The 20,248-nt window shown below is 71.0% G+C and carries 19 protein-coding genes; 9 read left to right on the plus strand and 10 right to left on the minus strand.

The window, feature by feature from the left end:
* Positions 1-45 precede the first annotated feature (45 nt).
* The gene (locus ACZ432_RS09395; protein ID WP_426962553.1) at positions 46-1,044 is read right to left on the minus strand and encodes a radical SAM protein; all 999 of its coding nucleotides are present in this window, start codon (positions 1,042-1,044) and stop codon (positions 46-48) included.
* 124 nt (positions 1,045-1,168) lie between these two features.
* Here ACZ432_RS09395 and ACZ432_RS09400 point away from each other — a divergent pair, with 124 nt between their 5' ends.
* Entirely contained in the window at positions 1,169-1,882 is a 714-nt protein-coding gene (locus tag ACZ432_RS09400; protein ID WP_426962552.1) for a DUF6517 family protein, read from the plus strand.
* Between the two features lie 83 nt (positions 1,883-1,965).
* A complete protein-coding gene (locus ACZ432_RS09405) occupies positions 1,966-3,087 on the plus strand; it encodes a DUF373 family protein (RefSeq protein WP_426962551.1) in 1,122 nt (373 codons plus the stop codon).
* Between the two features lie 34 nt (positions 3,088-3,121).
* Here the strand turns inward: ACZ432_RS09405 and ACZ432_RS09410 are convergent, their stop codons facing one another.
* The 3 genes from ACZ432_RS09410 to pyrE are packed head-to-tail and all read right to left on the minus strand — an operon-like array spanning position 3,122 to position 4,351.
* Entirely contained in the window at positions 3,122-3,445 is a 324-nt protein-coding gene (locus tag ACZ432_RS09410; protein WP_426962550.1) for a hypothetical protein, read from the minus strand.
* Between the two features lie 41 nt (positions 3,446-3,486).
* Positions 3,487-3,807: a hypothetical protein gene (locus ACZ432_RS09415; protein ID WP_426962549.1), complete on the minus strand. Its 321-nt coding sequence runs from the start codon at positions 3,805-3,807 to the stop codon at positions 3,487-3,489.
* Between the two features lie 4 nt (positions 3,808-3,811).
* Positions 3,812-4,351 carry an orotate phosphoribosyltransferase gene (gene pyrE, locus ACZ432_RS09420; protein WP_426962548.1) on the minus strand — a complete coding sequence of 180 codons (540 nt, stop codon included), beginning with the start codon at positions 4,349-4,351 and terminating at the stop codon, positions 3,812-3,814.
* Positions 4,352-4,461: 110 nt separating this feature from the next.
* On the opposite strand from pyrE, the gene ACZ432_RS09425 reads away from it, so the two are divergent.
* On the plus strand, positions 4,462-4,647 hold the full coding sequence (locus ACZ432_RS09425) for an HVO_0416 family zinc finger protein (RefSeq protein WP_058367100.1): 186 nt from the start codon (positions 4,462-4,464) through the stop codon (positions 4,645-4,647).
* A 72-nt stretch (positions 4,648-4,719) separates the two neighbouring features.
* Here ACZ432_RS09425 and ACZ432_RS09430 read toward each other — a convergent pair whose 3' ends face one another.
* Positions 4,720-5,850, minus strand: a complete 1,131-nt coding sequence (locus tag ACZ432_RS09430; protein WP_426962547.1) for a threonine synthase — start codon at positions 5,848-5,850, stop codon at positions 4,720-4,722.
* Positions 5,850-6,806, minus strand: a complete 957-nt coding sequence (locus tag ACZ432_RS09435; protein WP_426962546.1) for a succinylglutamate desuccinylase/aspartoacylase family protein — start codon at positions 6,804-6,806, stop codon at positions 5,850-5,852. Before ACZ432_RS09435 ends, ACZ432_RS09430 begins: the two co-directional genes overlap by 1 nt.
* Before the next feature lie 160 nt (positions 6,807-6,966).
* On the opposite strand from ACZ432_RS09435, the gene ACZ432_RS09440 reads away from it, so the two are divergent.
* Positions 6,967-9,036 (plus strand): CHAT domain-containing protein, encoded by a 2,070-nt coding sequence (locus ACZ432_RS09440; RefSeq protein ID WP_426962545.1) that lies wholly within the window; start codon positions 6,967-6,969, stop codon positions 9,034-9,036.
* A 10-nt stretch (positions 9,037-9,046) separates the two neighbouring features.
* Here ACZ432_RS09440 and ACZ432_RS09445 read toward each other — a convergent pair whose 3' ends face one another.
* Together ACZ432_RS09445 and ACZ432_RS09450 are read right to left on the minus strand one after the other, a co-directional pair.
* Entirely contained in the window at positions 9,047-9,175 is a 129-nt protein-coding gene (locus ACZ432_RS09445; RefSeq protein WP_426962544.1) for a DUF7503 family protein, read from the minus strand.
* 225 nt (positions 9,176-9,400) lie between these two features.
* Positions 9,401-10,504, minus strand: coding sequence for a M20 family metallopeptidase (locus ACZ432_RS09450; protein ID WP_426962543.1), 1,104 nt, complete (start codon positions 10,502-10,504; stop codon positions 9,401-9,403).
* A 97-nt stretch (positions 10,505-10,601) separates the two neighbouring features.
* On the opposite strand from ACZ432_RS09450, the gene mutL reads away from it, so the two are divergent.
* Together mutL and kdgK1 are read left to right on the plus strand one after the other, a co-directional pair.
* Complete coding sequence (mutL, locus tag ACZ432_RS09455; RefSeq protein ID WP_426962542.1) at positions 10,602-13,103, plus strand: DNA mismatch repair endonuclease MutL; 2,502 nt, start codon at positions 10,602-10,604, stop codon at positions 13,101-13,103.
* A gap of 98 nt (positions 13,104-13,201) precedes the next feature.
* Positions 13,202-14,167: a bifunctional 2-dehydro-3-deoxygluconokinase/2-dehydro-3-deoxygalactonokinase gene (gene kdgK1, locus ACZ432_RS09460; protein WP_426962541.1), complete on the plus strand. Its 966-nt coding sequence runs from the start codon at positions 13,202-13,204 to the stop codon at positions 14,165-14,167.
* A 33-nt stretch (positions 14,168-14,200) separates the two neighbouring features.
* Here the strand turns inward: kdgK1 and ACZ432_RS09465 are convergent, their stop codons facing one another.
* Together ACZ432_RS09465 and ACZ432_RS09470 are read right to left on the minus strand one after the other, a co-directional pair.
* Positions 14,201-14,824, minus strand: coding sequence for a DUF502 domain-containing protein (locus ACZ432_RS09465; protein WP_426962540.1), 624 nt, complete (start codon positions 14,822-14,824; stop codon positions 14,201-14,203).
* An 83-nt stretch (positions 14,825-14,907) separates the two neighbouring features.
* Positions 14,908-15,747: a proline dehydrogenase family protein gene (locus ACZ432_RS09470; RefSeq protein WP_426962539.1), complete on the minus strand. Its 840-nt coding sequence runs from the start codon at positions 15,745-15,747 to the stop codon at positions 14,908-14,910.
* A gap of 149 nt (positions 15,748-15,896) precedes the next feature.
* Between ACZ432_RS09470 and ACZ432_RS09475 the strand changes: the two genes are divergently transcribed.
* The 3 genes from ACZ432_RS09475 (at position 15,897) to ACZ432_RS09485 (ending at position 20,047) form a co-directional block, all read left to right on the plus strand.
* Positions 15,897-16,442, plus strand: a complete 546-nt coding sequence (locus ACZ432_RS09475; protein ID WP_426962538.1) for a CDP-2,3-bis-(O-geranylgeranyl)-sn-glycerol synthase — start codon at positions 15,897-15,899, stop codon at positions 16,440-16,442.
* 103 nt (positions 16,443-16,545) lie between these two features.
* On the plus strand, positions 16,546-19,476 hold the full coding sequence (locus tag ACZ432_RS09480) for a replication factor C small subunit (RefSeq protein ID WP_426962537.1): 2,931 nt from the start codon (positions 16,546-16,548) through the stop codon (positions 19,474-19,476).
* A 49-nt stretch (positions 19,477-19,525) separates the two neighbouring features.
* Positions 19,526-20,047 (plus strand): metallophosphoesterase, encoded by a 522-nt coding sequence (locus tag ACZ432_RS09485; RefSeq protein ID WP_426962536.1) that lies wholly within the window; start codon positions 19,526-19,528, stop codon positions 20,045-20,047.
* The last annotated feature ends 201 nt before the right edge of the window (positions 20,048-20,248 follow it).

Here is a 20,248-nt window from a genome sequence, read left to right on the forward strand (position 1 = left end):
CCGCGGCCGGGCGCAGAAAACGGCCGGGCGCAGAAAACGGCCGGGCTACGCGACCGGCGTCCGCTCGACGACCGTGCCGTCGACGGTCGGGTACTGCTCGATGATTTCGCCCTCGTCGAGGTCGCCGTCCTCGACCATCTCCTCTAAGAGCCACCACGCCACCTCGACGTGGTTCGACTTGACCGTGTAGAACTCCTCGGGGACGCCGAGTTCCTCGAAGCGCTCGGCCGGCGCGTACGTCTTCCCGTAGACGAGCGTGCCGTCGTCGGTCACCTCGTCGAACTCGCGCCGGAGGTTCTTCGCCATGCGCTTCAGCCGGTTGCGGTGCTGGGCGGCGTCCTTGAAGACGGAGGTACAGAAGTACACCTTCTCGTGGGAGGCCATCTCCTCGAGGATGGCGTCGTCCTTCGACCCCTCGACCGCGGACATGTGGCCCTCCTGGAGCTCGAAGCCCTCCTCCTGCATCCGGCGGTAGTTGCCGTCGGACATCTCGAACTCGTTGATGTTGCAGAACTCGGCGGCGCCCTCGTCGAGGAACTCCAGGAACTCCGGCTCGGCGCGGATGCCCGGGATCTCGAACGCGGGCGTGAGTCCCTCCTCGCGGGCGATGTGGAGGATCTCCTCCCACTCGGTGCCGTGCATGTCGCCCCACAGCTCCAGCGGCGGGTGGAAGCGGATCTCGTCGAGGCCCGCCTCCGAGAGCCGGCGCATGTTCTCGCGGCCGCCGGTGATCCCCGTGTAGAGGTGGGTGTGGTGGTCCTCGCCGTACTCCTCCTTCAGCAGTTCCAGGTAGTGGCACGTCTTCTCGAGGGCCTCCTGCGGCTCGCCGCCGGTGATGGAGGTCCCGAGCGCGCTCATGCGTTCGGCCTCCGCGAGCACGTCCTCGTCCGACTCCACCTTCCGCTCGTTGGCGTAGACGTCCGTGACGTTCTTCCGGTTCTCGCCGAGGGGGCAGTAGAAGCAGTCCCGCTGGTCGCAGTAGCCGTAGACGAACAGGACCATCTTCCCGCCCTTGGCGCACTGTTCACAGCCCTTCGAGATCATTCGTTCCCTCCTACCGGCCGAGGACTCAAAAAGCGTCCGGAGCGTCCGCCCCGTGTGCGCCGCGTTCGCGTGCGACGCCGTGTCTGACGGAAGGTTTGTGCCTCGCGAGCGCCTCCGGACGGCCATGGAACGCGAGGCACGCGAGGCGACCGACCGCGCGGACGCCGGGACAGACACCACGCGCCGCCGTCTGCTCGCCGCCGGGGGCGCCGCGGCGGCCGTCGGGCTGGCGGGCTGTGCGGGCATCGATACGGACCTGATAACCGGTTCCGGGCCGGCGGAGTTCGACGCGGAGGCGGCGACGGTCGCGGACGCGACCCTCTCGGAGACGGGGTACGAACTCGTCGACGTGAGCGAGGACGTGCGCACGGAGTCGTTCGAGGTGGCCGACCAGACTCGCGAGGTCGAGGTGACGAGCCACTTCGCGGAGTACGACCGCGCGGTGGAGATCCTCGGGGAGCGCTTCCAGGCGGCCGTCTTCGTCGCGTTCTCGACCCCCCAGATCGAGGTGCTCGGCCGGACGTTCAACCCCGTCGGCGACATGTCCAGCGAGGACCTCGCCGAGATGGTCCAGAGCCGGTACGACGGCGTGCAGGGCCTCGAGCGGCGCTCGGAGTACGAGACGACCGTCGCCGGGAGCCAGTCGCGGGTCGTCCAGTACGACGCCCGCGCGGACCTGGCCGAGAGCGGGGTGACCGTCGACCTCGTGCTCCACGTCGCGGACCCCGTCGCGGTCGGCGGCGACTTCGTGGTCGGGATCGGTGCCTATCCGGAGGCCGTCGGCGACGGGGACGCCGTGCGGGCGCTGCTGAACGGGATCGAGCACCCCGAGGCCTGAACGCGGCCCGCCGGGGCAGTCCCTGTCCGTCTCCCGTCGCCGTGGCCGAAAGCATATGCCGAGCGACCGCGTAGCCCGTCTCGATGCTGTTGGTCCTCTGTGTCGACCTCGACGACGACCTCGGCCGCAAGACCGGGATCCCCACCCCGGTGATCGGCGCGGACGAGGTCACCGAGGCCGCGGTCGCGCTCGCGACCGCCGACCCGGAGGACTCCGACGTGAACGTGCTCTTTCAGGGCGTCAACGTCCACGACGAGTTGGCCGCCGAGACCGGCGAGGAGGTGGAGGTCGCGGCCGTCACCGGCGTCGACGGCTCCGACGTGCAGGCCAACCGCAAGGTGGGCAACGAGGTCGACCGCGTGCTCGCGGAGCTGGCGACCGGCGAGGAGGTGCGCGCGGTCGTCATCACCGACGGCGCGCAGGACGAGTCCGTCCTCCCCGTGATCCGCTCGCGGATGCCGATCGACGGGGTCCGGCGCGTCGTCGTCCGGCAGGCGCAGAACCTCGAGTCGATGTACTACACGATGAAGCAGGTGCTCGCGGACCCCGAAACCCGCGGCACCGTCCTCGTGCCGCTGGGCATCCTGCTCCTGATCTACCCGCTCGTGGTCGTGGCGAACCTGTTCAACGTGGCCGGCGCTGCGGTGCTCGGACTCATCTCCGCGCTGTTGGGGCTCTACTCGCTGTTCCGCGGACTCGGGCTGGAGGCCAGCGTGGACACCGTCGCCGACCGCGTCCGGAACGTGCTGTACGCCGGCCGAGTGACGCTCATCACCTACGTCGTCGCGCTCGCGCTGCTGATCATCGGCGGCGTGCAGGCGGTCGAGACGGTCGATCGGGTCCGCGCGGTCGCCGGCGGGGGGACCGTCCCGGTCGGCGCCGCGGCCGCCGCCTTCGTCCACGGGTTCGTTCAGTGGGGCGCCGCGGCGGGGATCACCTCCAGCCTGGGCCAGGTGACCGACGAGTACCTCGCGGACCGGTTCCGCTGGCGCTACCTCAACGCACCCTTTTACGTCGTCGCCATCGCCGTGGTGCTGTACGCCCTCTCCGGGTTCTTCCTCCCTGCCGGGGTCCCCGGCGTGACGAGCCTCACGCTCGGCGACCTCGCGCTCGCGCTCACCGCGGGGACGCTGCTCGGCGTGTTGAGCACGCTGACGTTCGCCGTGGTGGAGTCGCGGATCGCCTCGACCGCGGAGCCGGCCTGATCGCGGCGGATGGGGCGGGGAACCGCCGGCGGACTCAGAACTCGCTTCGGTCGTCCGCGTCCGAACCGTCGCCGGTCGGGGCGTCGTCGGCCTCGGTCGGGGCGTCCGTCGCGGTCGCTGCGTCGTCGGCCTCGGTCGGGGCGTCCGTCGCGGTCGCTGCGTCGTCGGTCACTGCGCCGCCGGTCGGTTCGGTTTCCGTCTCGGGGTCGTTCCCGCCGCGGCGCCCGCGGAGCCACCAGCCGACCCCGACGCCGAGCGCCAGCGAGGCGGCCGGGAACGCGAGCACGAACAGCAGGAAGACGATCAGCAGTTCCGGACCGCCCGGGACGCCGAACTGGAGCACGGAGGGCACGGCCATGTTCCAACGACTCCCGTCTCGTCACAAAAGGATGTCGCCGCCTACCGGGAGTCGCCGGGTTCGCGGCCGTCGGCCGCGGACTCCGGTTCGTCGCCGGCCTCCTCATCGGCCGCGGTCTTCTGCCCGCTACCGGCGTCCTCATCGGCGACGGGTTCCTGTCCGCCGGCCTCCTCATCGGCGTCGGCCGCGTCGCGTCGCCGCACCTGCAGGTACTCGCGGGCGCCGGCCGCGAACTTCACCCCGAAGTAGACCAGCGCCAGCGCAGCGGCGGTGCCGATGGCGGCGATGGCGACCGTCTCGCCGCCGATCTGCAGGGAAACGGCGATAGCGAGGCTGTCGACGTGGACGACGGTTGCGGCCATGGAGTCACTCCCGGTCGTCGAGCAGTTGCGAGGCGGTGACCAGCGCGTCCAGTTCCACGTCGTGCTCGGCGAGCAGTTCGCGGGCGCCCTCCTCGCGGTCGACCACGACCAGCACGCGGTTCACGACGGCGCCGGCTTCCCGGAGGGCTTCGACGGCGTCGACCGCCGACTGGCCGGTCGTCGCGATGTCCTCCAGCACGACGACCTCCTCGCCCGCCGCGAGCGTCCCCTCGATCCGGTTGCCGGTGCCGTACTCCTTCGCCTGCTTGCGCGCGATGACGTAGGGGCGGTCGAGTTCGACCGCGGTCACCGCCACCAGCGGGACGGCCCCGAGCGCGACGCCAGCGAGCGTCGCGTCCGTGTCGCGGAGTCGGCTCGCGAACGCCGCCGCGATGAGGTCCAGACAGTGCGGGTCCGTCTCGAAGAGGTACTTGTCGACGTAGTAGTCGCTCGTGCCCCCGTGGGAGAGCTCGAACTCGCCGTACTGCACGGCGTCGGCCGCGCGCAACGCCGCGATGAGGTCGTCGGGTGCGTCGTCGGGCATCACTCGCGTAGGCGGCCGCGGGCGGCATAAACGGGTCGGAACGACCGTCGTTCGCGACCCGTCGATCCGGCGGAAAGACATATATAGTGGTACGTCATACCATGCCGTGTATGTCGTCTGCACCCAGCACGAACGACGACGAGCTGTTCGACGAGTTCCTCGCGGACAACGGTCACGAGACGGAGATCGTACGCTGGGAGCGATCGTATAACAAGAAGCAGTGTCCGGACTGCGGGGCGCTTCACGACGAGTCGGCCGCGACCTGCGGGGTCTGCGGCTGGGACCCCGCGGCCTGACGGACGCACCGGACGCGTCGGCTGCGCCGCTACCGTTCTGTTTTCAGAACTCCCGCAGCGCGCGAGCGCCGGCTACGTCTTCAGTCCGCTCCCGGTGAGCGGAACCACCACGTCCTCGTCGGGGCCGATCACGCCGCGCTCGCGGAACGTGCGGAGGGCGGCGGGCGCGACGGCGCAGGTCGGCTCGACGTAGAAGCCGTCCGCGTGGAGCCGGTCGAGCTCGCGCTCGGCGTCGGTCTGGGTCACGGCAACCGCGTCGCCGTCGGTCGCCGCGATGGCCTCGCGGATCCGGTCGATCTGGACCGGCTCCGCGATCTGGATGCCGTCGGCGGCGTCGTTGACCGAGTCCGCGGGGTCCGCGGCGTCCGGCCCGTGGAGCGCGCGGACGACCGGCGCGACGCCCGCCGCTTGCGCGCCGAGCAGCCGGGGGACGCGGTCGGTCCACCCCGCGGCCTTCATCGCCCGGAAACCGAGGTAGGCGCCGAGGAACAGGGTGCCGTGTCCGAGCGGCGTCACCACGGCGTCCGGGACGGTCCAGTCGCGCCGGTGGGCAACCTCGTACGCGAAGGTGGCCGTTCCCGCGAGGAACGCCGGGTTCCACGCGTGGCTGGCGTACCACGCGTCGCCCTCGCGGACGCGCTCCAGACACGCGTCGGTCACGTCCTCTCGGCTCCCCGGGACCCGGACCGGCTCCGCGCCGGCGCGCCGGATGGCCGTCAGCTTCGACTCCTTCACGTCCGCCGGGACGTAGATCTCGGCGTCGATCCCCGCGCGGGCGGCGTAGGTCGCGACCGCGGCGCCCGCGTTGCCCGAGGAGTCCTCCACGACGCGCTCGACGCCCAGCTCGCGGGCGCGGGTGAGCGTCGTCGTCGCGCCGCGGTCCTTGAACGAGCCGGTCGGGAAGACGTACTCCAGTTTGAACGAGGCGTTCCAGTCGGGCGCGTCCACGAGCGGCGTCGCGCCCTCGCCGAGCGTGACGCGGTCGGCCGGGTCGTCGCCGACCGGGAGGAAGTCGGCGAAGCTCCAGAGCCCTTCGCGGGCGTCGAACGCTTCCGGGTCCGGCGCCGGCGGCTCCGGGCGCGGCCGCTCGGCGAACCGCAGCGGGGAGCCGCAGGTGCAGCGCCAGCGGTCGCGATGGGTCGCCCCGCAGTCGGGACACCGGAGCGCGGTGGGGCCGGCCGTGGGAGCTCCGTCGCGGGCCATCAGTAGCTGTCCACGTCGACGGCGACCGAACAGACGTACTCGCCGGAGGCCACCTGCGGGAGCCGGCGCGACCGCCAGAAGATCCCGTCGCTGTCCGCGGTGACGTTCGCCTTCACCGTGCCGAAGACGTCGGTCACCTCGAAGAGGGCATCGCCGCGGGACACCTCCGCGCCGATCTCGCGTTTGAACCGCACGAGCCCGCCGGCGGGGGAGGCGTACTGGTCGAAGCCGCGGGAGCGGGTCTGCGTCTCCACCTCGACGTCGCCGTCGAGGAACCCGTAGTAGCGGAGGACGTTGAACGTCCCTTCGACGCCCTTTCGGATCGACTCCTCGTCCCAGCCCACGCAGCCGCCGAGCTCGGGGTCGATCGTCGGGACGCCCTCGTCCGGGCCGGCGCGGGCGAGCTGGCCGTCGGGGCCCTTCTGATCGAGGACGTAGCCGCAGCCGAACACCTTCGCGAGCCGGAGGCAGTCGCCGTGGAGGCGATGTCGGGGGCCACACCGCACCCGGACCTCGTCGATCATCCGGCTGGTGGAGCCCTGATGGAGGTCGAGGATGAGGTCCGCGCGCGTCGCCGCCTCGAAGGTGGCGGCCGCGATGCGCTCGGAGGTGGTGCCGCTCTCGTCGCCGGGATACGCCCGGTTCATCTTCGTGTCGTCGATGGGGTTGCGGTGTTCGGCCACCTGGAACGCGTGGTAGTTGACGATCCCGACGACGAGCACCGTCCCGGACAGTTCGGCGGGGTCGATCCGCGGGACGACCCGGTTGACGACGCCGAGCCCGTTCAGCTCGTCGCCGTCGCTGACCGCCTGTACGTACAGCGTCTTCCCGTCGGCGGCGCCGTTTATCACTGCGACCGGGAGCCGAACCGGACTCCCGTCCCGCGTCTCGCCCACCTCCAGCCGCCCCGTGTCCGTCTCCCCAGGGGCCGCGCTCGCCGTTCCCAGCGTGGTCATTAGCGGACGGAGGAGTGGGCGACTCTTTATCGGTTCGGTCCGACCCGGTGACCTCGCGGACGACACAACCTTTATGCGGGCAATTGGCGAATAGCGAGCCAACCGATCCACAGACGGCGTGGGGCTGCGGTCGTGGACGCTCCGCCGTCGAGGTCACCCAATGAGCATCGACATCGACCCGCTCGTCGAGAGCGAGGGGCTGCGCGTCACGGACCACATCGAGAACGCGCAGTTCGAACTCTACACCGACCGGCCCGTCGATCCCGTTCCCACCGACGGGGAGAACCACTACTTCCCGGTCGACGCCGCGGTTCGGTTTTCGGCGTCGACGATCGCGGTGCCCCGCGTCGCGAACGTGGTCGTTCGGGACGCCACGGGAGCGGTGGTCGCGGAGGGGACCGACGTCGAAGTGCCCGCGGGCGAGTACTTCGTGCAAGTGTCGCCGACGCCGACGAAGACGTACCTGCACGTCCGATCCGGGCTCACGGTCGTCTCCGGCGACGAACGCTCCCGGATCGCGTTCGACGGTGAGACGGCCGTCTCAGCGGGATTTCGCTCGCTCAACGACCAGCCAGCGGGGACCATCACCACGCCGTCCGACCCGGAGTCGATGATGCGGGCCGTCTCGCTTCTGGGATCGTCGCTCGCCACGACGAGCCCGGAGCGGTCCTTTCCGACCCTGCGGGGGCACCCGCCGCTGATCGAGGTCGGCGACGCCTTTTCGGTCCCGGACGCGGTCGAGGAGACCGATTCCGGAGTGGAGATCGTCGTGCCGCCCGAGTATCGCTACGTCTTCGCGAGCGCCTCGCTCGCGCACTACCTCGACGCCACGGTCGTGCCGGGGTCGACGCCCGAGCTCCGAGGCGACGGATGGAGCCACTCGCTGGCCCCCGACTTCGAGGCGCGGTGTTCCCGCGTGCTGCGGCGGACCTTCTATCTCGACTGTCTCGTCCGGACCGAGGGGTTCTATCCGGTCGAGCTGTACGAGTTGGACCGGCTGGACGACGTTCTCGACCTGGAGTACGCGAGGCTGTACGACCTGCCGCTTTCCGAGCGGCTGGACGCGTATCTCGACGTGCCGTTCGAGGACCTGGAGCCGCTCCTCCCGCAGTGGTCGCTCACCACGGACGTGCGTCCGGCCGCGGAGAACGTCTCGGTCCTGCCGTACCTCGCGGACGACCTGTCGCTGATCCGCTGTCCGGAGGCCGACCCGTCGGACGCCGACCCGGAGTCGAGTCACGTCTCCGAGTTCCTCCGGTCCCCGACGGACGCGCCGGTCGTTCGGGGCGCCGCGGATCGGGGGACGGGGTTCACCGTGGACGACGGGCAGTTCGTCCAGCCCGACCCGGTCGACACCGTCGAGCACGCCTGGGTCGGTGAGGGGATCCCGATCGGCGCGAACAAGGCGACCATCGAGGCGTACCGACGACGTATCGGCCGCGGCACGCCGGAACGGGGGTCGATCTCGGTGAGCGTCGTCTGCAACGACGACCGCATGCGCGAGGAGGGGGAGGTGGCGAACCTGTACGGGCTCCGCGACATGCTGCAGTTCGATATCGAGGTGATCCACGACCTGACTCGGGCGGAGATGCGGGAACTGCTCGCGTCCGACGTGGACTTCCTCCACTACATCGGCCACGTCGACGACCGCGGGATGCAGTGTGCGAACGGGTTCCTGGACCTCACGGACGCCCGCCTGGAGATCGGCGTCGACTCCTTCCTCCTGAACGCGTGTCAGTCCTACAGACAGGGCCAGGCGCTCATCGAGGGCGGGAGCCGCGGCGGGATCGCGACGCTGACCGACGTGGCAAACGCGCCGGCGACCGAGCTCGGCCGGATCGTCGCCCGGCTGATGAACGGCGGCTTCAACCTCCGCACCGCGCTCCACGTCGCCCAGCGCGCCCTCATCACCGGCCACCAGTACAGCGTGCTCGGCGACGGGGACGTGACGCTGTGTCAGAGCCGGAGCGGTGCGGCAGCGGTCTTCGAACTCGCGGAGACGGGGGGAACGTACGACCTCGGAGTCAGAACGTATCCGATCGGCGGGTTCGGGGCGGGAACGCTATTCACCCTGACGACGGACGCACTCGAACAGCACTGTCTCGTTCCCGGCAAGGTCACGGTCCGCGAACTGACCGCTGATCAGGTCGAACGACTGCTGGAGTTGGAGGTTTTTCCGGTGTTCGCTGACGGGGAACTGCAGTGGAGCGACGAACTACTGCCTTTGTAGGCCAACGGAGTTACGGACCGGGCATTGAGGACCCGACGTTGGCCGCGGCCGGGGCGGCCTGCGAAAGCAGGAGCAGGGTCATGAACAGGACGCCGGTCATCTTCGGGTTGTCGGACAGGTAAGCGCTGATGGCTTCCATGCTTTCAGAAATACTGGTTTGAAAGGAAATGATTATGTATGCCTACTCAGGTGTCGGCGATAATCTATTAGTAGAAATAGAGAAATAATCTGCCACCGACCGAGACGACCCGGCGTCGCCGTCGCTCGCGCACCCGTTTCACGAGGGGAGGGAAAAGCCCGTCCGTCCGCGTATCGCTGTTGATAACGCGCGCGGTTCCCCGCCCGACCCGGGCGACCGCAGCGCTCAGTCGCTCCGCGGGGGGTTCTCGGCCAGCTCGCGATAGATCCGGTAACAGCGGTCCAGCACGTCCAGCGAGACGCTCTCGGTCTCGGTGTGGGCCTCGCCCGGTTCGGAGGCGCCACAGACCACGCACTCGACGCCGGCCTCGGCGAGCCATCCGGCGTCGGTGGCGTGCGGCTTCGTCACGAGTTCGGGGTCGCCCGCCTGAGCGGTCTCCGCGGCCGCGAGCGCCGCCTCGGCGAAGGCGTCGTCCCCACAGGCCATCGGCGGGAGGTCCTGATCGATCTCCCACTCGACGCCCGGCAGGGCCTCCACGCGCCCGAGGTCGGCGCGCTCGCCCGGCACGGTGCGCTCGTCGACGGTCACCTCGCAGGCGTCCGGGATCACGTTCCACGCGTCCCCGCCGTCCATCTTCGTCACCGCGACCGACCCCGATAGGGTCTCGCCGAAGACCTCGGCCTCGGGGAACTGGATGTCGCGGATCACGTCGACCGCGTCGCAGGCGCGGTACACCGCGTTGACGCCCGACTCCGGTTCGGAGGCGTGGGCGGCCGCGCCCGTCGCGCGGACCGTCGACCCCCGCCGGCCCTTGTGCGCGACGACCACGTCCGTCACGCCCTCCTTCGAGTAGTTCGTCGACCCCTCTGCGACGAGCGCGTAGTCCGGCGCGAACCCGGCGTCGATGGCGGCGCGGGCGCCCGTCCCTCCGACCTCCTCGCCCACGAAGGAGGCGGCGACGAGTTCGACGCCGGCGGGCACCGCGGCGTCGCGGAACGCCAGCATGCAGGCCGCGACCGCCCCCTTCATGTCGGCCGTCCCGCGGCCGTAGAGCCGTCCGTCGCGCTCCTCGACGACGTACCCCCCGTCGTCGGTCGTCTGGCGGGGGGCGGGCGGGACCACGTCGTGGTGCCCCACGAGCGCGAGCGTCGTGGCGTCGGGGTCGTCGGTCGCGCCGCGGCGGGCGACGACGTTGCCCGTCTCGTCGCGCTCCACGGCGGCGTCGGTCTCCGCGCGGAGCCACGCCTCGATGGCGTCGCCCGCGTCGGTCTCGTCCTCGTGGGAGGGGATCGACACCAGTTCGGCGGTCAGGTCGGCGAGTTCCGTCACGTCCGGCGGTGGGACGCGCGAGGACATAAATCGGCGGGAGCCGGCGAGGCCGCCCCGGACAACGGCTTCAAGTACCGCACGCGCCCACCACGGGGTAATGAGCGACACGGGCGAGGACGGGGACGGCGGGGACCCGACGCGGGACGGCGAGACGGCGGACGCCGGCGCGGCGGACGCGACCGCCGACCCCACCCCGACGATCCGCCACCTCGACGAGCGGGCGGTCCAGCGCATCGCGGCCGGCGAGGTCGTGGAGCGCCCCGCCTCGGTGGTGAAGGAGCTGGTCGAGAACAGCCTCGACGCGGACGCGGACCGCGTCTCGGTCGCCGTCGAGGCGGGCGGCACGGAGTCGATCCGCGTGCGCGACGACGGCGTCGGCATCCCCCGCGACCAGTTGGCGGCCGCGGTCGCGGAGCACGCCACCTCGAAGATCGACGGCGCCGCGGACCTCGACGCCGGCGTCGGCACCCTCGGCTTCCGCGGCGAGGCGCTGTACACCGTCGGCGCGGTCTCCCGACTTACCCTCCGCTCGCGCCCCCGGGACGCGGCCGGCGCGGGCGCGGAGATCACCGTCGAGGGCGGCGACGTGGGCGAGGTCAAACCGGCGGGCTGTCCGACGGGGACGACGGTCGAGGTCGCGGACCCCTTCTACAACACGCCCGCCCGCCGGAAGTTCCTGAAGACGACCGCGACCGAGTTCGACCACGTCAACACCGTGGTCACGCAGTACGCGCTCGCGAACCCCGACGTGGCGGTCTCGCTGGAGCACGACGGCCGCGAGGTGTTCGCGACCGAGGGGAACGGCGACCTCCGCTCGGCCGTCCTCGCGGTCTACGGCCGCGAGGTCGCGGAGGCGATGGTCGACGTCGAGTGGACGCCGGGGGAGGGGGACGGAGCGGGAGCCGACGCCGAGGGAGAGCGGGACGAGGCCGACGCCCCCGTCGAGCGCGTCCACGGCCTCGTCTCCCATCCCGAGACGACCCGCGCGGGTCGGGAGTACCTCGCGACGTTCGTCAACGACCGCTACGTCACCGCCGGGGGGCTCAGAAACGCGGTCGTGGCGGCCTACGGCGGCCAGCTCGCGCCCGACCGCTATCCCTTCGCGGTCCTCTTCGTGGAGGTGCCGACCGACGCGGTCGACGTGAACGTCCACCCGCGGAAGATGGAGGTGCGCTTCGACGAGGAGGCCGCCGTCGTCGCGGCGGTCGAGGAGGCGGTCGAGGACGCCCTGCTGGACCACGGCCTGATCCGCTCGACCGCGCCCCGCGGGCGCTCGGCCCCCGACGAGGCGCGCGTCTCCCCCGAGTCCGCCGACGCGGAGGCGGTCGGCGGCGCCGGCACCGACCACGAGCGCGCGGCCGGCGTGGGGGAGCGGAGCGGCGACGCGACCGGAGAGGGAAATGCGGACGGAACAGAGGACGGAAGTGCGGGCGGGACCGCGGACGCGGTCGCCGACGGAAACGCGGACACGACCGCGGACAGAAACGGGGCCGAGACCGCCGACGCGGCGACGGAGCTCGACCCCGAGGATGCCGACGCGTGGACCGTCGAGGGGCTCGGCGACGGCTCCGAGGCTGCGGGGTCCGCGGAGGACGCGGCCTCGGACGACGGGAGCGGCGGCGGACTCCCGGATCACAACGCGACCCGGACGGACCGCGACAGGCCCTCGCCGCGGGCGTGGCAGTCGGACGCGGATGCCGGGACGGACACCGGGACGAACGCCGAGACGGACACCGGGGCGAACGCCGAGACGGACGCCGAGACGAACGCCGAGGCGGACACCGGGGCGGACGCAGACCCCGGGCGTCCTTCTGTCGGCGACGAGGCGGGGAGTCCTTCTGTCGGCGGCGATTCTCGCCCCGGATCGGACGCCGGAACCGCCGGCTCGTCCGGCTCTCGGGGCGCCCCGTCGCGGCGCGTGACCGACGCCGGGAGCCAGCGCACGCTCGGGGGCGACGAGGCGACCGCGGAGCGCGAGTACGAGCGCCTCCCGTCGCTGCGCGTGCTCGGCCAACTCCACGACACCTACGTCGTCGCGGAGGCGCCGGACGGGCTGGTGCTGATCGACCAGCACGCGGCCGACGAGCGCGTCAACTACGAACGGCTCCAGCGCGAGTTCGCGGACGGCGCGGCCGCGCAGGCGCTCGCGGAGCCGGTGCGAGTGGAGCTTACCGCCCGCGAGGCGGCGCTGTTCGCGGAGTTCGCCGACGACCTCGCCGAGATCGGCTTCGAGGCGGAACGGGACGGCGAGCGCGCCGTGGCGGTGTCGGCGGTCCCGGCGGTGTTCGACGCGACGCTGGACCCCGGCCTCGTGCGCGACGTGCTCGGCTCCCTGGTGAGCGACGCCGCCGACGGCGACGAACCGGTCGCGGACGTGGTCGACGAACTGCTGGCGGACCTCGCCTGCTACCCCTCCGTGACGGGCAACACCTCGCTGACCGAGGGCTCCGTGGTCGACCTGCTCGCGGCGCTGGACGGCTGCGAGAACCCCTACGCCTGCCCGCACGGCCGCCCGGTCGTCATCGCGTTCGACCGCGCGGACATCGAGGACCGCTTCGAGCGCGACTACCCCGGCCACGCCGGACGCCGCGCGGAGTAGAGGACATCGCGGAACGGGTGGCGGGTCGACAAGCCGACCCGACCGGTCGCTCGGATCGCCCCCGCTTATGTAGCCCCCAGCCGAGCGCCCGGTATGGAGTGGTACGCGTGACCGACCTCGTAACGTTCGGCGAGACGATGCTGCGGCTGTCGCCCCCTCGCGGTGAGCGGCTGGAGACGACCCGCGAGCTCGGCGTGCAGGCGGGCGGCGCCGAGAGCAACGTCGCGGTCGGCGCGGCGCGCCTCGGCGCGGACGCCGCGTGGCTCTCGCGGCTCCCCGACTCGCCGCTCGGCCGCCGGATCGTGAGCGAACTCCGCAGCCACGGCGTCCGCACGGGCGTCTCGTGGGCCGACCCCGAGGGGACCCGCGTCGGGACCTACTACCTCGAACACGGCGGCGAGCCGCGTGGGACGAACGTGATCTACGACCGCGCGGACGCCGCGATCACCGACGTCTCCGCCGCGGAACTGCCGACCGGCGTCTTCGAGTCGGCCGACCGGTTCCACACTACGGGGATCACGCCCGCGCTCTCGGCCGAGGCGGCCGAGACGACAGCGTCGCTGCTGGAGGCCGCCGGCGAGCACGACGTGACGCGGTCGTTCGACCTGAACTACCGGGCGAAGCTCTGGACGCCCGAGGAGGCCCGGAACGCCTACGAGTCCCTGTTCCCCGACGTGGACACGCTGTTCGTCCCCGTCCGCGACGCGCGGCGCGTGCTCGACCGCGAGGGCGACGCGGTCGACATCGCCCACGGACTGGCGACGGACTTCGGCTTCGAGACCGTCGTCGTCACTCGCGGATCGGAGGGCGCGCTCGCGCTGGCGGACGGGTCGGTCCGCGAGCAGGGCGTCTTCGAGGCCGACACGTTCGACGCCATCGGCACCGGCGACGCCTTCGTGGCCGGGTTCCTCGCCCACCGGCTCGACGGCGGCGACGTGGCCGACGCGCTGGAGTACGCTGCTGCGACCGCCGCGCTCAAGCGGACGGTCGACGGCGACCTGGCCGTCGTCACGCCCGCGGAGGTCGAGCGCGTCATCGGCGGCGAGGGCGGCATCGACCGGTAGCGGAAGCGTCGCGACCCGCTCCGCGGCCTCCCGTCAGTCCCGGTCCGCGGTGTTTCTGCCTTCCTCCTCGACGGGGATCTGGTGGGCCGACTCCGCGAACCCGGCCGAGAGAATTCGGGTCATCGCCTCCTCGACGCTCTCGTTGGTCTCCGTGACGCGCTCCGGTTCGACCTCGATCACGTAGCCGGAGGTGATGTTCGGCGCGGTCGGCATGAACAGCACGAGCTTGCCGTCGGTCGTCTTCTTGCCCGTTTTGAACGCCGTCATGCGGATGCCGTTCCACGTCTCGAGGTGGACCGGCGTCTGCAGTTCGTCGGTGCCCGAGAGGGCGGTCTCGACGGCGAGTTTGGAGGCGTTGTACACCACGCGGAGCGCGGGGAGCCGGTTGATCGTGTCGTCGAGTTTGGTCTCCGCGACGCGGCCCATGGTCGTCCGCATGAAGTAGCCGACCGCGAGCACGAGCGTCGTGAACACCACGATCGCGATGACGACGCGATAGACGGGTTCGACCCCGGTTGGGAGCCACCCCGGCTCCAGTTCACCGATGAACGGGAGCGCCACGATGTGCCGGTAGATCCACTGCACCAGCAACAGGAGGACGATGAGCGGCACGAGGACGATGAGCCCGCTCGCGAAGTCGCGTTTCCACGTGGACATCTACGTGGTAGGTATGCGCGACGGTCCCTTATCAGCGCTTCTACACGTGTCTTGCGCGCGTCGCCGACCGCACGGGCCGACCCTCACCGCCCCAGCACCGCCCGCGCCGCGAACAGCAGGTTCTCCTTCCGCTCGCGGACGCGCCGGTAGAAGTAGGAGAGCCACTTGTCGCCGTAGGGCGCGTACTGCCACACCTCGACGCCCTGCGCCGCGAGGTCGCGCTGGGCGTCGTCGCGGACGCCCATCAGCATCTGTATCTCGTAGTCGGTGCCGTGCTCCTCGCCGAGCCGCCGCGCCAGCGAGACCATCTCCGGGTCGTGGCTCCCCACCGCGACGCCGCGGTCGCGGTGCTTGAACAGGTACTCGATGTCGCCCCGGTACGCCTCGTTGACGCGCGCCTTTTCCGTGTAGGCGATCTCCGAGGGCTCGTCGTAGGCCCCCTTCACGATCCGAACCTTCCCCGGCACCTCGACGACGCGCTCGAGGTCCTCGCGGGTGCGCTTGAGGTTCGACTGGAGGCACTGCCCGACGCTCCACGGGTTGTCCGTCGCCACGTCCACGAACGCGTCCAGCGTCGCGTCGGTCGTGTCCGCGTCCTCCATGTCGCACCAGACGAACACGTCGCGCTCGTGGGCGTACCCGACGACATCCCGGAACAGCTCCGCGAACAGGTCCGCGGAGACGTCCAGCCCGATCTGGGAGGGCTTCACCGAGACGCAGGCGTCCAGCTCCGTGTCGGCGATGTCGTCGATCAGATGGCGGTAGGCGGCCGCGTCCTCGCGGGCCGGCTCCGGGTCGTCGTAGTGTTCCCCGAGCAGGTTCAAGATCACCTTCACGCCCTCGTCGTTGCGCTCGCGCGCGTGGTCGAGCGCGGCCGCCGGCGTCTCGCCCGCGACGAACCGGCTCGCGATCGGCGGGATCATGGTCCGAAATTTTTGCCGGCGCGTAATCAGGGTTGCCGTCCGCGCCGGCGGAGCGGCGTCCGCACCCTCCCGCGGCCGGCCGTCGCTTCCACCCTCCCGTAGCCGTCCTTCCACACGCTATATACGGCCGCCGGGCGTGCGGTCCCGGTATGGTCGTCTCCCTCGTCGCCACCGCCTTCTGGGCGATGCTGCCAGCCTACGTGCCGAACAACGTCGCCGTCCTCGCGGGCGGGGGTCGTCCCATCGACGCCGGCCGGACGTGGAACGGCGCCCGCCTGCTCGGCGACGGCAAGACGTGGCGCGGCACCGCCGTGGGGACGCTCGCGGGCACGCTGCTCGCGCTCGCGCTCAACGCGGTCCGCGACCCCGTCGTCGCCGCGACCGGTATCGAAGCGCTCCCGACGTTCTCGCTCGCGGCGGGGTTCGCGCTCGCGTTCGGCGCCATGCTCGGCGACATCGGCGCCTCGTTCCTCAAGCGCCGCTCCGGCCGCGAGCGCGGCGCCGCGTTCCCCGGCCTCGACCAGCTCGACTTCGTCGTCGGCGCGATGGCCTGCGCGCTCGTCGCCGACCCCGCGTGGTTCCTCGCGACGTTCACGCCGCGCGTGATCGCCGCCGTCCTGCTGATCACCCCGCTGCTCCACATCACGACGAACGTGATCGCGTTCAAGATCGGCGTCAAGAACGAACCCTGGTGAGCCGGCCCAGTCCTCGCGCGACGGACCCCGCGGACGCGCTCACCCCCGACCGCGCGGGCGCCGTCTCGGACCGTTTATGTCCCCACCGTTCCCTCAACCGACCATGAGCGAGGCCGAGGGCGACGAGGACGACGCGGCGGCCGCGACCGGCCGGGAGATCTGGATCGAGAAGTACCGCCCGCAGACCCTCGACGACATCCACGGACAGGAGGAGATCGTCGAGCGCCTGCAGAGCTACATCGACCAGGAGGACATCCCGCACCTGCTCTTCGCGGGGCCGGCCGGGGTCGGGAAGTGTGTAACGGGAGATACGCCGGTTCTTACCGATGCAGGGCTTGAACGCATCGAGGACGTGGCCGGCGAGACCGAGGGGTTCGCCGACGCTGACCCGGAGCTATCGGTCGCGACGCTGGCCGACGACGGCTCCGTCGAGTACGGGTCCCCCTCGCACGTCTTCGGCAAGGAGGCCGACGAACTCGTCGAGATCGAGACGCGCGACGGCGGGAGCTTCCGCGTCACGCCCGAGCATAAGCTCCGAGTAGTCGATGGCGAGGGGTTCGACTGGATCCCCGCGCGTGACCTCTCCAACGGGGAGCGGATCGCGCGGCCCCGCCGCGTCCCGACACCCGACGGACCCGCCGAACTTCCGTGGATGGAGGCGATGGATCCGGAGCGGACGGAGGTGACGCTGACCGACGACGCGGCCGCCGACTTCGGGGTCGACGCTCCCGTCACGCTCGCCCGACTCGCGGTGGCCGACCGACCGATCGACCCGGAGGACGTGGCCCGGATCGAGTACGTGAACGTCCACGGCCACAGGTCCCGGAGCATCACGCCGCCGCCGGCGGTCACGCCGGAGGTGGCTCGCTTCGTGGGACTGGCTGTGAGCGAGGCTCGGATCGAGGGAGGAAGGATCAAGTTCTACAACACCGACGAGAAGCTCCTCGACGCGTTCGAGGACGCCGCACACGACTGCTTCGACGTGGAGACGACGCGCGGCGTTCAGCAGGACGTGCCCTTCGTTCGGATCGGGTCACGCACGCTGACGCACTATCTGGAGTCCGTGTTCGACGTGTTTGCAGGAGCGAGCCGCAAGGGGGGAATCGGCTCCGCCATCCTCCGAGCGGACGCGGAGTCGCGAGCGGCGTTCGTTCGCGCGATGTTCGACGCCGAGGCACACGTCGGGGCACAGGGAACCGTCGAACTCACCCAGAAGAACGAGGACCACGTGACCCTGCTGGCGTATCTGCTCTCCACGTTCGGCATTCCGTCTCGACAGAAGGACCTCACGAAGTCCGCGACCAACGGGAGCGAAACGGAACGCACGTACCGCGTGCTCTACCTCTCCGGCGCGAGCGCACTCAGCAGGTTCCGCGAGGAGATCGGGTTCTCCGTCGACTACAAGGCCGACGAACTGGCGCGCCACGCCGCCAAGGAGTCGAACCCGAACTTCGACACGATCCCGACGCAGACGGTCCTCCGTGACCTCTGTAACCGGTTCGACGTTCCGGTCACCGAGCATCTCCCGAAGTCGCTCGATCCCGATTCGCCGGGTCGAGAGGCGTACTGCGCCGCGCTCGACAGCGCCGTCGGCGCCGCGCTGGAGCGGATGGATGACGCTCAACGCGCGCTCGAACGCCTCGACGAGATCCAGCCGGAGATCGAAGCGACCGCGAGCGTTCCGGCGGCGTGGGTCGACGGCCGCGCCGAACTGGCGCCCATCGAGACGCGCCACGAGGTCTCGGAAGCCGTCGGCGCGCGAGCCGACAGACTCCTCGAGTACAGCGACGGCCGACGAACTCCTCGGGCCGACAGGGCGCTCACCATCCTCGACCGGATCGGACGGCCGGTCGAGGGGGCGCGGCTCGACCGTGTCAAGGAGGGTCTCCGGGATTCCATCGACCTGCTCGGGGTCAGCTATGCCGAGATCGTCGAGGACCTCGAGTTGACGACCGCCGACCTCACGAACCTCCTCCGCTCCGACGACTCCGAGGTTCGGTCGCTGACGCGGTTCGTCTCCGTTGCGGAGCGTCTCCGTTCGCTCGCGAACCGACGGTTGTCGCTCGACGCCATCGAGCAGGTCGATAAGGCGAACCGCCTCGCGGACAACGACCTCTACTACGACTGCGTCGAGTCAGTAGAGCGCGTCGAAGCCGACGAGCGCGTGTACGACTTGACGATGCCCGGCACCCGGAACTACGTCGCCGGACGCGTCCCGACCGTGATGCACAACACGACCGCAGCCACGGCCATCGCCCGCGAGGTGTACGGCGAGGACGACTGGCGCGGCAACTTCCTGGAGCTGAACGCCTCGGACCAGCGCGGGATCGACGTGGTCCGCGACCGGATCAAGAGCTTCGCGCGGTCGTCGTTCGGGGGACACGACCACCGGATAATATTCCTTGATGAAGCCGACTCTCTCACCGATGACGCCCAGTCGGCGCTCCGCCGGACGATGGAGCAGTTCTCCGACAACACGCGGTTCATCCTCTCGTGTAACTACTCCTCGAAGATCATCGACCCCATCCAGTCGCGGTGTGCCGTCTTCCGCTTCTCGCCGCTGTCGGACGAGGCGGTCGCCGCGCAGGTCCGCGAGATCGCCGCGAACGAGGGTATCGAGGTGACCGAGGAGGGCGTCGACGCCCTCGTGTACGCCGCCAACGGCGACATGCGCCGGGCGATCAACTCCCTGCAGGCGGCCGCGACCACGGGCGAGGTCGTCGACGAGGAGGCGGTGTACGCGATCACCGCGACCGCCCGGCCCGAGGAGATCGAGTCGATGGTGCGGGACGCGCTGAACGGCGACTTCTCGAAGGCGCGCGCGACGCTGGACACCCTCCTGACCGAGACGGGGATGGCGGGCGGCGACGTGATCGACCAGCTCCACCGCTCCGTCTGGGAGTTCGACCTCTCGGAGCGCGAGGCGGTGCGACTGATGGAGCGCGTCGGCGAGGCCGACTACCGGATCTCGGAGGGCGCCAACGAGCAGGTCCAACTCGAGTCGCTGCTGGCGTCGCTGGCGGTCGAGGCGTAGGCCGCCCGCGACGGACGGGCTTTTTGTCGGCGGCCGCGAACCCCGTGCCATGCTCACGGTCGTCTCGGACACCCACAGCGAGGAGGGCCATCGGCTGACCGGGCGGACGCTGGAGGCGGTCCGCGAGGCCGACCTCGTGGTCCACGCCGGCGACTTCTACACCGAATCGGCGCTCGACGCCTTCTACGAGGCGGCCGACACGCTCCGTGCGGTGACCGGCAACAACGCGACGGCCGCGGTCCGCGACCGCCTCCCGGCCGAGCGCGTCGTCGAGTACGCGGGCGTCCGGTTCGCGGTGACGCACACGCGCCGCGGCGGGGCGACCGCGCTGGCGCTGTTCGGGCGCGAGCGCGACGCGGACGCGGTCGTGTTCGGGCACAGCCACAGACCCACCGTCGACGCGACCGGCGCGGTCACGCTCCTCAACCCCGGCAGCCACGCACAGCCGCGCGGGAACAGGGCGGCACACGCCGAACTCGTCCCCGACGGCGACGGGCTCGACGGGCGGCTCGTGACACCGGGCGGCGAGACGTTCGAGCGATTCCGGGTCGAGCCGCGACGCTCCGACTGACGCGGGGTCGGAAGAAGACACCGGCACCGGTGGACTGTCCACGGCGTCGGCGAGTGGAGGGCCGAAGCGGGCGAAACAGGCCGTCCGGCGGTGGGGACGCGACGTGGGGGGCGTCGCAACGTGGGTGACGGTGCTGGCAGCGGCCGGACGGTCTCGCGGTCGGGTCGGCGGTGGGCGAGCCGACACCGATGCCGCATCCTC

The organism is Haloparvum alkalitolerans, assembly GCF_055381565.1.

What these genes read in the sequence shown, in the direction of transcription:
- ACZ432_RS09395 (WP_426962553.1), bottom strand. Translation starts at nt 1,044, where the DNA reads ATGATCTCGAAGGGCTGTGAACAGTGCGCCAAGGGCGGGAAGATGGTC.
- ACZ432_RS09400 (WP_426962552.1), top strand. Translation starts at nt 1,169, where the DNA reads ATGGAACGCGAGGCACGCGAGGCGACCGACCGCGCGGACGCCGGGACA.
- ACZ432_RS09405 (WP_426962551.1), top strand. Translation starts at nt 1,966, where the DNA reads ATGCTGTTGGTCCTCTGTGTCGACCTCGACGACGACCTCGGCCGCAAG.
- ACZ432_RS09410 (WP_426962550.1), bottom strand. Translation starts at nt 3,445, where the DNA reads ATGGCCGTGCCCTCCGTGCTCCAGTTCGGCGTCCCGGGCGGTCCGGAA.
- ACZ432_RS09415 (WP_426962549.1), bottom strand. Translation starts at nt 3,807, where the DNA reads ATGGCCGCAACCGTCGTCCACGTCGACAGCCTCGCTATCGCCGTTTCC.
- pyrE (WP_426962548.1), bottom strand. Translation starts at nt 4,351, where the DNA reads ATGCCCGACGACGCACCCGACGACCTCATCGCGGCGTTGCGCGCGGCC.
- ACZ432_RS09425 (WP_058367100.1), top strand. Translation starts at nt 4,462, where the DNA reads ATGTCGTCTGCACCCAGCACGAACGACGACGAGCTGTTCGACGAGTTC.
- ACZ432_RS09430 (WP_426962547.1), bottom strand. Translation starts at nt 5,850, where the DNA reads ATGGCCCGCGACGGAGCTCCCACGGCCGGCCCCACCGCGCTCCGGTGT.
- ACZ432_RS09435 (WP_426962546.1), bottom strand. Translation starts at nt 6,806, where the DNA reads ATGACCACGCTGGGAACGGCGAGCGCGGCCCCTGGGGAGACGGACACG.
- ACZ432_RS09440 (WP_426962545.1), top strand. Translation starts at nt 6,967, where the DNA reads ATGAGCATCGACATCGACCCGCTCGTCGAGAGCGAGGGGCTGCGCGTC.
- ACZ432_RS09445 (WP_426962544.1), bottom strand. Translation starts at nt 9,175, where the DNA reads ATGGAAGCCATCAGCGCTTACCTGTCCGACAACCCGAAGATGACCGGC.
- mutL (WP_426962542.1), top strand. Translation starts at nt 10,602, where the DNA reads ATGAGCGACACGGGCGAGGACGGGGACGGCGGGGACCCGACGCGGGAC.
- ACZ432_RS09465 (WP_426962540.1), bottom strand. Translation starts at nt 14,824, where the DNA reads ATGTCCACGTGGAAACGCGACTTCGCGAGCGGGCTCATCGTCCTCGTG.
- ACZ432_RS09470 (WP_426962539.1), bottom strand. Translation starts at nt 15,747, where the DNA reads ATGATCCCGCCGATCGCGAGCCGGTTCGTCGCGGGCGAGACGCCGGCG.
- ACZ432_RS09475 (WP_426962538.1), top strand. Translation starts at nt 15,897, where the DNA reads ATGGTCGTCTCCCTCGTCGCCACCGCCTTCTGGGCGATGCTGCCAGCC.
- ACZ432_RS09480 (WP_426962537.1), top strand. Translation starts at nt 16,546, where the DNA reads ATGAGCGAGGCCGAGGGCGACGAGGACGACGCGGCGGCCGCGACCGGC.
- ACZ432_RS09485 (WP_426962536.1), top strand. Translation starts at nt 19,526, where the DNA reads ATGCTCACGGTCGTCTCGGACACCCACAGCGAGGAGGGCCATCGGCTG.